Source organism: Ureaplasma canigenitalium ATCC 51252, assembly GCF_000712165.1.
Lineage (GTDB): Bacteria > Bacillota_I > Bacilli_A > Mycoplasmatales > Mycoplasmoidaceae > Ureaplasma > Ureaplasma canigenitalium.
In genome coordinates, this window is sequence record NZ_JONZ01000005.1 from 1 (window position 1) to 15396 (window position 15396).

The window sequence follows — 15396 nt, forward strand, 5'->3', positions numbered from 1 at the left end:
TAGACCTTCATCGTTCACGCGGCATTGCTTCATAAGGCTTTCGCCCATTGTGAAAAATTCCCTACTGCTGCCTCCCGTAGGAGTATGGGCCGTGTCTCAGTCCCATTGTGGCTGTTCTACCTCTCAGTACAGCTACGCGTCATTGACTTGGTGAGCCGTTACCTCACCAACTATCTGATACGTCGCACCCTCATCCAAAAGCGTCGCAAACGCGACTTTCTACATATTCTCATGTGATAATTATGTTATTATTCGGTATTAGCTAATCTTTCGACTAGTTATCCCCAACTTAAGGGTAGATTGGATACGTGTTACTCACCCGTTCACCACTAAGCCAAAAGGCTTCGTTCGATTTGCATGTATTAGGCATGCCGCCAGCGTTAATCCTGAGCCAGGATCAAACTCTTTATAATTGACGGATTCTATTTAGTTTTCAAAGAACATTCTTAACAAAATATTGTTAAAAAAAGTACTTAAGTACATAAATAATAATTATAGTAATTATGACTGTGAATATGTTTAAAACGTATTCCGTACATTAAGCACAAATATAAGTATATAACGAATGCTGACAAAAAGCAACATTTTTTTTAAAAAATAAAATTTTAGAAATTCCCTGAAGTTGCCTGTTGGTCAGAACTATCATCATGATTAATAGGATTTGAACTATCATCGTCTTTTTTCTTCTTTTCATTATCAAGACTTTGATTAATAATCCGTTGTTCGTCAAGGTCGTTTAGGACAAATTCAGTTGCTTTGATTCTTAATTCAATTTTTCTCTCATCAGAAAGCGATGATATATCAAGATTTAAATCCTTATAGTATTCATCTTCTTTATCATTGATGCGGTTTATAATGATTTGCTCGTACTGCTTTTTTTGACTAAGAATAAACTCATCGTACTTTGATAGTGTTTTTGTTTCGTCAAAGACATAGTATTCAGATCGAACATCATTACGGTCAATCTCTAGTTGTTTAATAGTAGCTTTCGCTGTTTGTTCATAAGCAATTTTAAGACTAAAGAAGTTCATAAAACCAACCACACAACCAGCAAAGGCAATTATAATGACGAAAAAAGCAATGTAAAGATTCTTTTTCATTAAGAATGCGGTGCTAACCGCACTGTGTCAGTTTATGAAAAGTTGGTCGTTAATATCAGTTGCATTATCAGCAGTATTGGTATTCCGAATGATGTCAACTTGACTAAAATCAATTCCTATTGCAATATATGAGAAAACTCATGCCAGAAATGAAAGGGCAATCGCAAGATAAACGGTCGTAAATTGATTATGAATATAAAGTTTTGGTTTAACACTAAATTCTAGTTTTCGTCTTAATCTACGGTTCAGGAAAAAATAACCAACGATTAATCCAGCATTAATTAAAAGTGAAAAAATTGGAACGATATAACCTGCGATATTATCCGAAGCAAAACCTTTTAGCCCATCAAGAATTGGTCCGTTGATGCTGAAAATGTTTTTTACACTATCAAAACCTAATTGCTTTAAGTTGTCTAATTCAATATATTGATTATATTTATGGAATCAAACACCAAATCCAACCGCGATTCCGATGATCGCAAAAAGTCCAGTTAAGACAATTAAATAATTTACAAGTCGCTGATACATTTTATAACTTCCGATCTATGATATTTGAAATTAAGTAAAAAAGAGCTGTCTCTGTTCTTAAAATAGTATTAGTTAATTTAGTTGTTTTGACATTTTTTAACTTTTTAAGTAAAAGGTATTCATCTGGGTGAAAACCACCTTCTGGTCCAATGATAAGAGCAATGCGGTTAGCTTTTTTAATTTCATCATTAATCTTATTTAAAAGATATTTTTCTTCCTTTTCATATGAAAAAACGACAAGATCATATGTAGTTAACATTTCAAGCATTAAACTAAATGACATTTGATTATGAAAATGCATGATCTCGATATTATTGCTTTGTTTAGCTGCACCATCAATGATTTTTAAAATCCGTTCGTGTTTAATCCGCGGATCTTTGACGGTATACCGAAAAGAAATTGGATAAAAATTTTTAACACCAAATTCAGCACTCTTCATAACCATATATTCAAAATGACTTGGTTTGATAAAACTAGAGAATACATCGATGTGGTAATTAATCTCGTTCTGGTCAGTGATTGTTTTTTCAACATTAATGAAGAGTGGAGCAATTGCGGTTACCCGACAAAGATATTTAACACCTTGATTGACAACGATGAATTGATCACCAATTTGACAACGAAGTACAGTGACGATGTGGTGCTTATCCTCATCTTTTAGAAAAACCTTACCGTCTTTTATTTTTAAGGCAAAATATTGTCGCATCTTAATTTAATGCTTGATCAAGTATCGCATTAATGTATTTAAAAGAGGTTGAATCACTGAACTTATGAGCGGTAATTAAAGACTGGTCGATGACAATTTTTTTGTCGGTCTTCATTCCATAAAATTCAGCATAGGCTGCGATTAGAAGAGCTTGATCAACCTTACTACAACGCTCAAAAGTTCAATCTTCACTAATATATTTTTTAAGATCTTTGATGATTGTTTCAAAGTGATTAACTAGGTAATCACTCGCTTGAAGTCAATCTCCATCGAGATTAAAATCAATCACCTTTTTCATCTTTTCTTCAGAAGAAAGATTAGTAGTCATTAACATATTGTAGGCAAATTGAAATAGTTTAACCCTTTTTTGTCATTGTCGTTCCATTATAAATCAATCCCCACATTAAGAGCACGTGTATCTAAGTTTAGATTCATATAAACAAAGGAAGAAAGATGGTTTTGTATCGTCTTAATTTCTTCTAAATTAATCTTCATTGGTTTTTTTAATTTAATCAAAACAGAAATGGTCGGAGATTGGTTTGAACTTTGTTCAACCATCACATCCTTCAATACGAATCGTTCATCAACTAGTAAACTAAATTTATCACTAATAAATTTCTTAATACGAGTTAGTGTAGTAAAGATGTTTCCTTTTTTTGTGGTAATTAAAAGAATTTCTTCCATTAATTTTCCTTAGCCCGTGATACATATTGACCATTTGAAGTATTAATTACCACTTTTTCGTTAGCTTTGATGAATTGTGGAACTTGGAAATCTCAACCGCTTGCAAGTCAAGCACGTTTTGTCGCATTAGTCACACTATTTCCTTGAACTGCCTCCTCGGCATCCGTAATGGTAACGATCAGTTGATCAGGTAAACTGACACCTAGAATTTCATCTTCATAACGCATCACATTAACTTCAGTACCATCTTCAATAAACTTCTTTTCTCACTCAATTTGTTGATAAGGAATAGAAATTTGTTCGTAAGTGTCGTTGTCCATAAAAACATAAGCATTACCTTCATCATAACTAAAGGTCATTTTCATTTTTTCGATCATGGCTTGTTCAACTTTAAACCCGGTCAAGGTTTCAGTTGTAATCGCTCCAGTTCTTAGGTTTTTAACTTTACACTTCACAATACCTTCACGCATTGCGGTTTTATTAAAGCTATTTTCAAGCACTTGGAAAATATTACCATCTAGGATGTAAGTATGACCAGCTCGTAAATCTTTCGCATGAATAATTGTTGCCATTTTTTTCTTTCTCTATTTTCTCTAAAATTTTGCAAATACTATAATGTTATATTTTATATTATTTTCTAACTAAATACAAAAAGGTAAATTATGTTTTACATTAACAAGGGAATGCATTTCGAAACACTTATTAATCAATCGATTGAATACTTTAACATTCGCTATCAAGCTTTTTTTATTAAGCGGAATGTGGATATCAAGATTAGAAAGGTTGTTGATAAAAGTGTCGATGGTCGAATTACCAGAACAAGTCAAACTGATTACTATGGTTTTTTTAATGGAATGTACTTCGATTTTGAGGCGAAACAGACAAATGGTGATGTCTTTGATCTTTCAATGATAAAGAAGCATCAATTAAACCATCTTGCTCTTATCGATGCAAACCGCGGATATTCCTTTGTTCTTGTTGCTTATGTTAACCATGATTTATATTTTCTAATTACTTATCAGGAGTTAATTAATTACATTCGAGCGACAAAAAGTAAACATCTTGATATCGATTATGTGAAGGAACATTTTTTTCAAATTCCATTAACTTTACCGGGAGTAATTGATTTTAACCAGGTAATTAATTACCTACAAAAAAATACTAGGTTTCCCTAGTATTTCTAACGCTAAATTTATTATGGTGGTTTCGGACAGAATCGAACTGTCGACACACGGATCTTCAGTCCGTTGCTCTACCGACTGAGCTACGAAACCATGGCGGTCCTGACGGGAGTCAAACCCGCGATCTCCTCTGTGACAGAGAGGCATGTTAATCACTACACTACAGAACCATTGGTTGCGGGAGAAGGATTTGAACCTCCGACCTCCAGATTATGAGCCTGACGAGCTACCAAGCTGCTCTATCCCGCGATGTAACCCGTTAAGGGTTATATTTATTAATGGTGGAGAAAGAGGGATTCGAACCCCCGCGTGGCTCACGCCACCTCTCAGTTTTCAAGACTGATCCCTTCAACCGGACTTGGGTATTTCTCCAAGATATTGGGAATAAATACAATTAATATTATATCATATAGCCCAATAATCGCTTCTATTATTTTTTATAAATGGTGCTTCTAACAGGACTTGAACCTGTAACCGACCGATTATGAGTCGGGGGCTCTAACCAAATTGAGCTATAGAAGCGTATTGGTGGCTGGACAGAGATTCGAACTCTGGACCTCCCGGGTATGAACCGAGCGCTCTAACCAACTGAGCTATCCAGCCAAAATGGTCGGGAAGACAGGATTCGAACCTGCGACCCCCTGGTCCCAAACCAGGTGCACTACCAAGCTGTGCTACTTCCCGAAAAACCTAACGAGTAGGTTATATATTTATTAATGGCGCACCCTAAAGGAGTCGAACCCATAGCCTTCTGGTCCGTAGCCAGACGCTCTATCCAATTGAGCTAAGGATGCACATGGAGGTGCCAGTCAGATTCGAACTGACGAATAAGGAGGTTGCAGCTCCTGACCTTACCACTTGGCTATGGCACCAATCATATTCTACAATTCATAAATACTAAAAAATTATAGCCATAACGGCTTCATATGTCAACACTATTCTTCGTAAATAATGATTGGACGAATGGAAATTGGATGAGAAGTTTCATCATCAAATTCAATGAGCGTACTTGAAAAAACATACTTAGCAGTTGAAGGTTTTAGGATAAAAGGTTTTAATGGATTTCGAAATCGGGCGATCGGGTCAACAGGATCAGCACCAATCACACTATTTATCGGACCAGTCATTCCAAGGTCAGTTTGGTATGCGGTGTGATTTAAAATCCGTGCATCGTTTGTAGGAACATGGGTGTGTGTACCGACAATAACCGAAACAGAACCAGCAAAATCCATAAAAAGAGCATTCTTCTCAGATGTTGTCTCAGCATGAAAATCAACTAAATGGATGTCCGATTCATCAAACTTGATAATTTCATCAAGGGCTTCGAACGGGTTTGATTGAAGACCTTTCATATTAACTGATAAACCAAGGAGATTCGTCACACGAATTGACTTATTTTTAATAACGAAAATGCTCGAACCAAGTCCATATAATGAATAATTATTTTCCTTATTAATATTGTATGGTCGAATGACATCATTGTGTGATTTCATTAATTCAAAAATATCTTTGTGATCCCATGTATGATTACCCATCGTAAAACAGTCAATGCCTGCACTTTTTAATTCTTCATAATGTTTAAGACAAAGACCGCGACCATGAGTTGTATTCTCCGCATTCGCAATGACAAAATCAAGATTGTATCGCTCTCTTAGTTTTGGAAGTTCCTTCGCGACAGCATTTCTTCCTTGTTTTGAAAAAATATCCCCAATCATTAAAATTTTCATTGGTTTTATTCCGTTCTTCTTCTAATTGCTTTATGATTATAAGCAATATTTTTAGGTTGTGGAAATCGATTAAATAAAATTTTGAGATTATCCCCATCAATACTAATTACTGTACCAGGACCAAAAAGTTGATGGACAATGGTGTCACCAATTTTAAAATTATTAATCATATTTTGGTCATAATAATTATTTTCAGTTTGAATGATTTTTCTTTTTGAATCAAATCACTCAAATTCTTCAGCTTGCTTTTTAAAACTAGAATAGGACACATTTTTAGGACGATTGGTGACTAAATGATTAGAATGAAATTTTAAATTTTCAAGGCCAATGTCATTAAAAAATCGACTAGGCTTTTTCATTTTTCCACCATAAGCAGAACCAGCAAAAGTGGTCATATAAAGACGTTTCTTAGCTCTTGTGATAGCTACATATAAAATCCGTCGCTCCTCCTCAAGAGCTCTTTGACCATCGGCCTGGATTGCTTTTTCTGATGGAAAAACATCATCAACCATATTAATGATAAAAACATTATCGTATTCAAGACCTTTTGAAGTATGAACAGTCATCAAATTTACAGCATTTTCTTGCCTCTTTTTGTCATCAAGCGAAGTGTAGAGTGTAATATCAAGAAGATAGTCGGAAAGTGTATTTGATTGGTTCTTCAGAAAATACTGGCTAATGGCATTTTTTAATTCAGTAATATTATCCATTTTTTGATCTCGTTCTTCTTTCTTCAATGATTTTTCATATTCAATTTTTGTTAGTAAAAGATCAACAAGATCAGGAATAGATATTTTATTTTTAAAAGCTACAATCTCTTCCATCAGTGTGTAAAACTTAATGACATTAGATGCTTGTGTTTTAGTTAAATTGGTGTTCATCAAACTCTCACGAAGAGCATCCTTAATTGAAAATTGATGAAGCATCATAAAAGTTTTGATGTGTTCAAAAGTTTGCGAAGAAATGGCTCGTCGTGGCTTATTAATAACTCTTAATAATGAAAGTTCGTCATAGTTATTAATAACTTTAAGATAAGCAATAATATCCTTGATTTCTTCCCGTTGATAAAACTTAAAGCCACCATATAAGTTATACGGAATATTATTCTCAATTAGAACTTGTTCAATCTGTCGACTGTGGTGGTTACTTCGATAAAGAACAGTTATATCTTTCAACATTACATCTTCGGTGTTGATTAACCGAACAATTTCATTAACAACAAAATTAATTTCCTCATCATTCGATGACCCTTTAAAAAATACGGGATGATGATCAAAACGACTGTTTGCAAGAAGGTGCTTTGTTTCAAGTCTTGTATTAACATTAATCAATTTATTTGCAATATCAAGAATTTGTTGAGTCGAACGATAATTTTGATTAAGCACAATCGTCGTTGGGTTATTAAAATTCTTATTAAAATTATTAATAATCGCTTCCTTAGCACCACGGAAGGAATAAATCATCTGGTCCGGATCACCCACAACAAACAAGTTTTGTTGTTCATTGATAAGTAATGAAATTAACTCATATTGGATAAAATTTGTATCTTGGAATTCATCTACAAGAATGTAATCAAATGAGTTAATCCACTTAGTTCTTACATCGTTAAACCGTTGGAGAATTTCCTTAGTAAACAAGATAAGGTCATCAAAATCAAGGTAGTTCATAACCTTTGATCTCTTAATATAAAGATCAATCACATTAAGTAAAAAATTGGCTTCGTTTAAGTTATTTATCTCAAAATTTTTTCAATGTTTACTATCAAGAATGTAAGATAAATCAAGTTGATTGGTTTTTAGAAACGAAATCACTCGAACCACATCTCTCGGTTTAAAATCAGAAGTTCCTAACTCATCAAGAATTTGTTTGATAAAAGCAACTTGATCATCATCGGCTATGATGTCAAATTCATTTTTAAAACCAAGATGGTGTATTTCCTGGCGAAGAAATTTAACACAAAAACTATGAAAAGTTCCAAGGAAAGGAATCGGGATATTAATTCATTTTTTAATACGTTCCTTCATTTCATTTGCCGCTTTATTTGTAAAAGTAAAACCAAGAATTTTTCTTGGTTTAACTCCTTTTTCTTGAACAAGGTAAGCAATTCGTAAGGTGAGAACACTCGTCTTCCCGCTCCCAGCACCTGCAATTACAATAACTGGACCAAAGGGAGCGGTGACCGCTTCTTTTTGTTCTTTATTTAACTTATCAAGTTGCAGAGTTCCAATCATTTTTCCACCTATATTTTGTCAATTTCGTTTATGAGATGATCAAAGTTATTAGATTTAAATAACTTCTTATATTTATCCGCATCATTTTCATCATTTTTAGGTTTATTTTCACGCACAAGGTAGAGTGTTACCATATGGCTAAAAAGATCAGGAATCGATCGCTTATTCTTATTAAAAAAAAGATGCACAAAAATAATTGAAGAAATAATTCCAGCAATGCTATAAAGACTTTTTGTTAGAATTGAAAAGACATTAACAAGATCATTAGGATGGTCAGCAACCGATTTTAATGACATCACAGAAATTACATAATCTTTTAGGTCATTTGGTTCGGTAAAAGCAAAGGTAAAAGTCGAGCAAAGGACGGATACAAAGATAAAGGTAAATCAAGTAAAAAAATTGTGTTTAAAAAGTCCTAGTGCTAGTATTTTACGATTATTTTGCTCTTTTAAACTAATAATTTGCACCTTCAATAGATAACGAAATAAAGTACGAGAATTAGTAAAAAGTGGAATGAAATAAAAGTAAATTCAGTAAATTACAAAACTTAACAAAGTAATTCCAAAAATTCGAATAGGTTCCATTGCCTTATTCGGTTCATTCTTAAATAAATCAGCAAGAGTAAATTCAGAGTTAATAAAAAAGAAGAGTGAAAAAAGGATACTTAAAATGCTAATAAAACTAAAATCAAGAAAACTAACCGCGATTCGACGACCTGTTGTAATGACCGGAAAACCGTCATCGTCTTTTTCTTTAAGTTCGTCTTTTTCGTCTTTTTTCTCGTTGGGATTTAATTTTGCTCGCAACCTTTCATTAAATAAAATTTCATCCGTTTGTTGATTTGATTGATCTTTATTCATTTTATCAGTCAAGTCCTTGCTTTGCTTTAATGTAGTATTTTAGGAGTTTTGTCTTATAAAGTTTCACATACTTATTGTTTTGAAAATCAGGGAAGTATGTCTGTAGGTATCTCACAGCATTTTCAATAGCAAGTTGGATAACTTTTTTCTTTTCCATTAATTTATATTTATTCCGGAAGTTAATTGCATGCGATTCGTAAATGCTATTAAGAAATGAATAAAGACAAATAACAGTCATTCAGAAACAAAGTTCATCCAAATATTGTTCAAGAAGACCATATTTCTCAAATAAAGCGTAAAGTAACTTTATTTGAGAAAGCAAATCATAAATGTTGTAAATCAAGACACTATGATTTTGTCTTGAAAGAAGATTAATGTTTAAGTGTCTTCATGATTGAAAGTTAGTTAGTAAGTTAAAAATGTAAAGTGCTGGATACCACTTAACCGAGTTAAATGATAGATTATGTTCAAGTATAAAGGTTTTCTTAATAATCTTGTTTGAAATTGACCGACAATAACGCACAATCATTTGCTTTTCGAGAAGTAGATGAAGGTTTGATTCATTATCGGCAATTTCATCATTCAAGTTAAAGCTAAAAATATCATAACCGTCATTTAAAGCATTTAGTAAAACGGGAAGCACATCAAGATTTAACTCATGATTAGTTGCCACAAACCAGACATAATCAGCATTCGAGTATTGAAGACCAATATTATAGGCATTTCCATACCCCAGAATTTGGTCAACATAAACATAACGAACATTGATATTGTATTCATCAATAACCGTTGAAATTGTTTTAAAAACATTTTGTTCTGATGCATCGTCAATTAAAATCAATTCAATCTCTTTTTTGTTTTTAGCAACTGCTTGAAAAAATAAACTAAGGTTTTTTCTTAGGTTATTCATATTTTTTGATAAATGCAAAATAATACTTAAACGATACATATCTTTTATTATAAAGCATTTTCATTTTTTACTGATTGATAATAAAAAAATAGCTAAGTGACTTAGCTATTTAGAGTCAATTGGCGCACCCAAGAAGACTCGAACTTCTAACCCTACGCTTCGAAGGCGTATATTCTAACCAATTGAACTATGGGTGCACTAATTAAGGAAACCTTAATTAGAAAAATTTAATGGCGCACCTGAAGGGATTCGAACCCCTGACCGTACGCTTAGAAGGCGTATGCTCTATCCTACTGAGCTACAGGTGCAATATTTTTAATTATACAAAAAAGGACTATATAAAAAAAATAAAAAATTTTCTAAAAAAGAGAAAAAATCGCGAATATACATAGCGAGGAGGTAAAAAATGTACTATACACAATTAAATAACCAAATTGTACACGAACGAAAAGTTAAAAACGAGACCAGACATCAACAAAATTACGAGGTCAAGCGTTATTTTGTTAATTTTCCCGATGTTGAACGCGACATTCCCGAATTATACGGTAGAGTACCGTTCTATCCTACTTCAAAAAATTTTGATGTAAAAATTAGCAATGATGTTCTTGAAATAACGGTTGACTTATTCATTTCTGGTGACTTTAGTTTACCAAGTGATTTTTTCATGATAGATGCAGTCGCTGACCATGGATCTTTCGAAAATATTAGTACTCGGTATCTTGAAAAGCGAAGAAACGATTCAAATGGTATTATTGGTGATGGTTCTGGTTATGACCATGTTTATCAAGCAAAGTTTAAAATTGATTTAAACAAAACAGGAATTAACACTAAGATTGTCGACTTTAAGAATCTTCAATGAATTATCAATGCAAAAATCAACCCTAAGTGGCTTGATAATAAAATGATTGTCTATAACAATGTGTCGAAGGAAATGATGGAGCAAGCTACAAGCAAACTGCTAAACAACACTCCGGTATTTTTTAAGTATCAAAATCGTTTCACTGATTTAGACAATCCTATATATAAAGAAAGAGCAACAGCAAAGTTTAATATTCATCAAGGTTCAGTACCAACTTTTTTTAGCGATGAAAGCTTGAGCGAAAAGAGTGCTCTAAAACAGCAAGAAATAATCTTAAATTCTAGACTTGATTCGCTAGGAAAACTGAAAATTTTTGAACAAAATAAATATGGTGACCAATTCGGTTTTAATTTATTATCATACAAAATTGAATTTTCATATCGTAACCTAAAAGGTTACACTAAAACATTTAGTTTTGAAGAGTCAACAACCAGTTATAGCAAACAAGGAGATATTGTTGATTTTTTAATTAAAACTAAAACCTTCTACGATTTTGATCGTGATGAATTGGTAATAAACGATCATTTAGGATATGCTGGTGTTTGATTACCAAACAAGCAGACCGTGAATATTAAAGTGCTCTTAATTAGTAACTTAAATGGAAGAAAAATTCATCAATTTGACAAGCAAATTATCTTTAATAGCAACTTTCTCAAACAAGGAACACCTAAATTCAGTGTACGAAAAGCTGAAATTAAAAGTGAAAACATCAAGTGAAAGACAATTAAGGGATAAAAGTTATGACAAAGAAAACGAAAATCCTAGTAGGAACTTTTACAGGTGTGATTGGTTTCGGTGCCCTTGTTGGAACTGGAACAAGTATTGCACTTACATCTAATCAAAACAAAATAAATCAAAAAATTATTGAAAACAATAATCAAAATGTAGCAAACGATATTGATGCTACTAAAGGAGAGGTATATTATGAAAACAAACCAAGTTACAAAAACGAATTCAACAACATCGACGAGCGTATTGAAGAACTTAAGAAGAGAAATGAGTCTGATAAATCTAGTGAATTGTTGAAAATTAATGAACAAATCACTATAGTTGACCGCGATGCAAACAATATTAAAAATATCGACATTGATGTAACGAAAAACAATAACAAAGAAACAACCAAGTATATATATTACAAAAACAACAAAAGTGATGATAATTCACAACTTAATCAAACTAACGAAACATTAAAAGAAACAAAAGAACACAATGACGACAGTGAAGGATCAGCAGAACAGAGTAATTTACATTTAGGCGAAAATAGTAAAACAGAAAATACTCAAACTAAATCAAAAGATAAAATATCATCTATAGTAGCTACTAAAAATCAAAAAAATACCAAAGATAGTGCTATAAACGAAAAAACCGCTAATAATGTCAATGGAAACAATAGTGGAAATAAGGTCAATGCTGAAACTTTAAAAAAAGAAGAAAACAAGCTATCTATTGAAGAAGAAAAAGAAATTAAATCTTCTCCTGGAGCATTTTCTACCAAAGAAAATTTAGATAATAGTCAAAATAAATCGAATTCATTAACTAGCGATAAAAAAGAAGAATTGAATTCTTATAATGGTCATTCAACTATATCTAAAAAGGTGTCTGATAATCAGAAAGAAAGCAATACTATTAAACCTAAAATACCAATCAATCCTTTACAAAATAGTACTAATCTTTCGAACGATAATCAGGAAGAAATAAGAAAAAGACACAGCATTCCAGCATATAAACTCGAGCAATCATTGCTTAAAAAAATAGATAATGGTGAATCTATTAATAAAGGAATAAATCCTGGTCTTCTTTTGTCAACAGAAAAAAATGAGAATCCTAATTTAAAGAAGATTGACGAAGCTAAAAGAAATCAATACAAAAGTGAAAATAAAGTCGATAAAAAGAGTCGAACAGGTGTTGAAGAAAAAGAAAAGACTATAACGGGAAAAGTAAAAACAGAAACCCACTTAACGACAAAGCAGAGAGACAATACTACAACAAAAAAATTTAACCAAAAATCAGTAATCAAAAATACAACAGAGAAAAAAGAAATTCCTATTATTCGGTTTAACCTAGTTAATGCTGTCGAGCAAAATAACGATCTTTATAAATTACTTGATTACGAACATTATTTTAGTGGTGATACAACTAATATCACCTTTTCACTGGATGAATTTGAAAGTGGAATTGTAAAAATTATTCGTCAAGCTATCAGTAGTTTTAATGAATTTAAACCATTAATGAACTATATTAAAACTGATGTTAAATATAGTTTCGGTGATGAAAAGAAAACGGTTATAATTAATGTTAATTGATATTTTGATCAATATAATATTGAAAATGAAATGAGATATTACGATCAATTTGTAATAGAGCTAAATTAATGGAAAATAAAATAAGAACCGCAATTGAAAAAGTAGCTAAAGAAAAAAAAATTAGTCTTAATTTTAATAAGCAAGATACATCATTAAAAGATCTTGGGATTGATAGTTTAATTGCTATTGATTTAATTATTAAAATCGAAGAAGAGTTAGGTGTTACACTTGATGATGATGTACTTATGAAAATAAAGACATTAAGTGATTTAATCGAAGCATTTAAAAATAAATTAAGGTAGTTGCGGATCACTATTTCGTTAGTTATAATATATAAATACTTATGCTAACGATTAGGGGTATAGTTCAATGGTAGAACTGCGGACTTCAAATCCGCGTGTTGTGGGTTCGAGTCCTGCTACCCCTGCCATTAATAAATAAAAACCATCCGGAGGTAATCCAGATGGTTTTTTCTTGTTTCTTTTTGTTTTAATTAAACAAGTTGTAATACTGCTTCTTCGGTATTATCAGAAGCTCTTGTCCCTAGTTTAATAACACGGGTATATCCACCATTACGTTTACTATACTTTGTTCCAATTTCGTTAAATAACTTTTGCAACAAACTCTTCTTATCGTAAAGTTTTGTGTTTAGTAAATAACTAGCTGCTTGTCTTCGACTTGCAAGAGTATTTTTCTTCGCAAGGGTAATTAAGTGTTCCACATGTCGTTGTGATTCTTTGGCTTTCGTCTTAGTTGTTGTGATTGCACCATAAGCAAGCACATCTGAAACTTGTTGACGAGAGACCATTTTACGTCAAGATCTTGTCTTACCAGGTTTATTAATATAACTCATTTTTACTCCTTCCTATTCTTCATCATCGTTATTTAAATCACGGATGAAATCGTTGTATGTTGGATGATCATCCTTCAAATATAAACCACGGTCAGCAAGCTTCTTAACAATTTCTGTTACAGACTTACGTCCAAGGTTCTTAATTCGTTCAAGAGTTGCACGGTTCATTTCAATTAATTCAAGAGTTGAATTAATTCCAGATTGCTTAAGGGCATTATAAGCACGAACAGTTAAATCTAAATCATCAATCATTATTGATGAGCTTGTTCGTTTTTCTTCCTCTTCCTTTTCTCTTGTAATAATCAAATTATTAATTGTTTTATTGATGTCAACAATTGGTTGAAGGTGTGCCTGCATTATTTTTGCCGCAATCGCAATCGCATCTGACCCTGAAACAGTTCCATTAGTCGCGATGTCAATTGTAAGGATTTCTGAAACAGAGTTCTTAGAGTCCTTAATTGTTTCAACATCATACTTGAAATGAATGACTGGACTGTAGTTTGAATCGGTTGGAATCATGTGAAGTGTTTGAACATAATCCTTGTTAGTCATAAAATCAACACGTCCTCGACCTGTACGGGCATAGATTTCAATTTCAAGAGAAACCGGTTCTGTAACTTCAGCAATGATTAATTCTTTATTTAAAATTTCGAAACCAAGTGGACAGATGATATCACCAGCTGTAACTAGACCCGGTCCTTCAAATTTAATCATCATTTTTGGTCATTTTTCCATGATTAAATTATTAAAATGTTCATCATCAAAAATTTGTTCATTTACTTTAATTGCGAGTGATTTCAAATTAAGAATAATGTGGGTTAAGTCCTCTTTTACACCAGGGATTGCTTGAAATTCGTGGGAATGACCAACGAATTTAACAGCAAACATACTAGCACCTTGAATACTAGATAGACAAATACGACGTAATGCATTTCCTAATGTGTCACCAAACCCAGTTTCAAGTGGTCCGATTTTAATCTTTGTACGGTTCGGATTATCACTAAAAATGGTCGGTACATCGATATTGTACTTTAAAAATTTTTGCATTAAATTTCTCCATTAATACTAGATTATCTAGGTTTTTTAGGTGGTCTACATCCATTGTGTGGGATTGGTGTCACATCCTTAATTTTAGTAACTTCTAATCCACTCGCCTGTAGTGAACGAATTGCCGTATCACGACTTGCCCCTGTCCCATTAACATGAACTTCAACTGATTTAAGACCCATTTCAATGCATGATTTAGCAGCACTTTCTGCTGCTATCCCGGCTGAGTAAGGAGTTTTTTTCTTTGTTCCTTTATACCCAATAGTTCCAGAACTAGCTCAAGAAAGGACATTCCCTTGTTCATCAGCCAAAGTAATAATGGTGTTGTTTTTTGTTGTATGAATATAAGCAATACCGTTAGTAAAACTTAATTTCTTCTTCTTTGCCATGGTAATTCTCCTTTCTTT

Annotated in this window: 16 protein-coding genes, 12 tRNA genes and 1 rRNA gene; 5 read left to right on the forward strand and 24 right to left on the reverse strand. The window is 32.5% G+C overall.

Features of this window, described 5'->3' with window-relative positions; genetic code table 4:
- The 6 genes from T416_RS0101115 to efp form a co-directional block, all read right to left on the reverse strand.
- Positions 1 to 413: ribosomal RNA gene (locus tag T416_RS0101115) — 16S ribosomal RNA — on the reverse strand; the annotation flags it as partial.
- A gap of 192 nt (positions 414 to 605) precedes the next feature.
- On the reverse strand, positions 606 to 1628 hold the full coding sequence (locus T416_RS0101120; protein ID WP_051675882.1) for a hypothetical protein: 1023 nt from the start codon (positions 1626 to 1628) through the stop codon (positions 606 to 608).
- A 1-nt stretch (position 1629) separates the two neighbouring features.
- Positions 1630 to 2334 (reverse strand): 16S rRNA (uracil(1498)-N(3))-methyltransferase, encoded by a 705-nt coding sequence (locus T416_RS0101125; RefSeq protein WP_031489004.1) that lies wholly within the window; start codon positions 2332 to 2334, stop codon positions 1630 to 1632.
- A gap of 1 nt (position 2335) precedes the next feature.
- Complete coding sequence (locus T416_RS0101130; RefSeq protein ID WP_031489005.1) at positions 2336 to 2719, reverse strand: transcription antitermination factor NusB; 384 nt, start codon at positions 2717 to 2719, stop codon at positions 2336 to 2338.
- Positions 2719 to 3018 (reverse strand): hypothetical protein, encoded by a 300-nt coding sequence (locus tag T416_RS0101135; RefSeq protein WP_031489006.1) that lies wholly within the window; start codon positions 3016 to 3018, stop codon positions 2719 to 2721. Before T416_RS0101135 ends, T416_RS0101130 begins: the two co-directional genes overlap by 1 nt.
- A complete protein-coding gene (efp, locus tag T416_RS0101140) occupies positions 3018 to 3590 on the reverse strand; it encodes an elongation factor P (protein ID WP_031489007.1) in 573 nt (190 codons plus the stop codon). The genes T416_RS0101135 and efp overlap by 1 nt, the downstream gene beginning before the upstream one ends.
- Before the next feature lie 90 nt (positions 3591 to 3680).
- On the opposite strand from efp, the gene T416_RS0101145 reads away from it, so the two are divergent.
- On the forward strand, positions 3681 to 4193 hold the full coding sequence (locus T416_RS0101145) for a Holliday junction resolvase RecU (protein WP_031489008.1): 513 nt from the start codon (positions 3681 to 3683) through the stop codon (positions 4191 to 4193).
- 23 nt (positions 4194 to 4216) lie between these two features.
- Here the strand turns inward: T416_RS0101145 and T416_RS0101150 are convergent.
- The 15 genes from T416_RS0101150 to T416_RS0101220 form a co-directional block, all read right to left on the reverse strand.
- Positions 4217 to 4292 (reverse strand) — tRNA-Phe (locus T416_RS0101150).
- 1 nt (position 4293) lies between these two features.
- Positions 4294 to 4369: transfer RNA gene (locus tag T416_RS0101155), tRNA-Asp, on the reverse strand.
- A gap of 2 nt (positions 4370 to 4371) precedes the next feature.
- A tRNA-Met gene (locus T416_RS0101160) sits at positions 4372 to 4448 on the reverse strand.
- Positions 4449 to 4478: 30 nt separating this feature from the next.
- A tRNA-Ser gene (locus T416_RS0101165) sits at positions 4479 to 4571 on the reverse strand.
- Between the two features lie 72 nt (positions 4572 to 4643).
- Positions 4644 to 4721, reverse strand: a tRNA-Ile gene (locus T416_RS0101170).
- A 4-nt stretch (positions 4722 to 4725) separates the two neighbouring features.
- A tRNA-Met gene (locus T416_RS0101175) sits at positions 4726 to 4802 on the reverse strand.
- Between the two features lie 4 nt (positions 4803 to 4806).
- Positions 4807 to 4883: transfer RNA gene (locus T416_RS0101180), tRNA-Pro, on the reverse strand.
- 33 nt (positions 4884 to 4916) lie between these two features.
- Positions 4917 to 4993: transfer RNA gene (locus T416_RS0101185), tRNA-Arg, on the reverse strand.
- A 3-nt stretch (positions 4994 to 4996) separates the two neighbouring features.
- Positions 4997 to 5071, reverse strand: a tRNA-Cys gene (locus T416_RS0101190).
- A gap of 63 nt (positions 5072 to 5134) precedes the next feature.
- The gene (locus tag T416_RS0101195) at positions 5135 to 5926 is read right to left on the reverse strand and encodes a TIGR00282 family metallophosphoesterase (RefSeq protein WP_031489009.1); all 792 of its coding nucleotides are present in this window, start codon (positions 5924 to 5926) and stop codon (positions 5135 to 5137) included.
- Positions 5927 to 5931: 5 nt separating this feature from the next.
- The gene (locus T416_RS0101200) at positions 5932 to 8157 is read right to left on the reverse strand and encodes an ATP-dependent helicase (RefSeq protein WP_031489010.1); all 2226 of its coding nucleotides are present in this window, start codon (positions 8155 to 8157) and stop codon (positions 5932 to 5934) included.
- Positions 8158 to 8165: 8 nt separating this feature from the next.
- Positions 8166 to 9017, reverse strand: a complete 852-nt coding sequence (locus tag T416_RS0101205; RefSeq protein ID WP_031489011.1) for an RDD family protein — start codon at positions 9015 to 9017, stop codon at positions 8166 to 8168.
- A gap of 1 nt (position 9018) precedes the next feature.
- Positions 9019 to 9927, reverse strand: a complete 909-nt coding sequence (locus T416_RS0101210; RefSeq protein WP_051675885.1) for a glycosyltransferase — start codon at positions 9925 to 9927, stop codon at positions 9019 to 9021.
- 120 nt (positions 9928 to 10047) lie between these two features.
- Positions 10048 to 10124 (reverse strand) — tRNA-Arg (locus T416_RS0101215).
- Positions 10125 to 10158: 34 nt separating this feature from the next.
- Positions 10159 to 10235, reverse strand: a tRNA-Arg gene (locus T416_RS0101220).
- 98 nt (positions 10236 to 10333) lie between these two features.
- On the opposite strand from T416_RS0101220, the gene T416_RS0101225 reads away from it, so the two are divergent.
- The 4 genes from T416_RS0101225 to T416_RS0101240 all read left to right on the forward strand — a co-directional run bounded on the left by T416_RS0101225 (position 10334) and on the right by T416_RS0101240 (position 13519).
- Complete coding sequence (locus T416_RS0101225) at positions 10334 to 11521, forward strand: hypothetical protein (protein WP_031489013.1); 1188 nt, start codon at positions 10334 to 10336, stop codon at positions 11519 to 11521.
- Positions 11522 to 11526: 5 nt separating this feature from the next.
- Positions 11527 to 13158, forward strand: coding sequence for a DUF5452 domain-containing protein (locus T416_RS03640; protein ID WP_051675887.1), 1632 nt, complete (start codon positions 11527 to 11529; stop codon positions 13156 to 13158).
- Positions 13158 to 13391, forward strand: a complete 234-nt coding sequence (locus T416_RS0101235; protein WP_031489015.1) for an acyl carrier protein — start codon at positions 13158 to 13160, stop codon at positions 13389 to 13391. Before T416_RS03640 ends, T416_RS0101235 begins: the two co-directional genes overlap by 1 nt.
- Before the next feature lie 53 nt (positions 13392 to 13444).
- Positions 13445 to 13519: transfer RNA gene (locus T416_RS0101240), tRNA-Trp, on the forward strand.
- Positions 13520 to 13582: 63 nt separating this feature from the next.
- Here the strand turns inward: T416_RS0101240 and rplQ are convergent.
- The 3 genes from rplQ to rpsK are packed head-to-tail and all read right to left on the reverse strand — an operon-like array spanning position 13583 to position 15378.
- A complete protein-coding gene (gene rplQ / locus T416_RS0101245; protein ID WP_031489016.1) occupies positions 13583 to 13942 on the reverse strand; it encodes a 50S ribosomal protein L17 in 360 nt (119 codons plus the stop codon).
- 12 nt (positions 13943 to 13954) lie between these two features.
- A complete protein-coding gene (gene rpoA, locus T416_RS0101250) occupies positions 13955 to 14989 on the reverse strand; it encodes a DNA-directed RNA polymerase subunit alpha (protein WP_051675889.1) in 1035 nt (344 codons plus the stop codon).
- Positions 14990 to 15012: 23 nt separating this feature from the next.
- On the reverse strand, positions 15013 to 15378 hold the full coding sequence (gene rpsK, locus T416_RS0101255) for a 30S ribosomal protein S11 (protein ID WP_031489018.1): 366 nt from the start codon (positions 15376 to 15378) through the stop codon (positions 15013 to 15015).
- Positions 15379 to 15396: the final 18 nt, after the last annotated feature.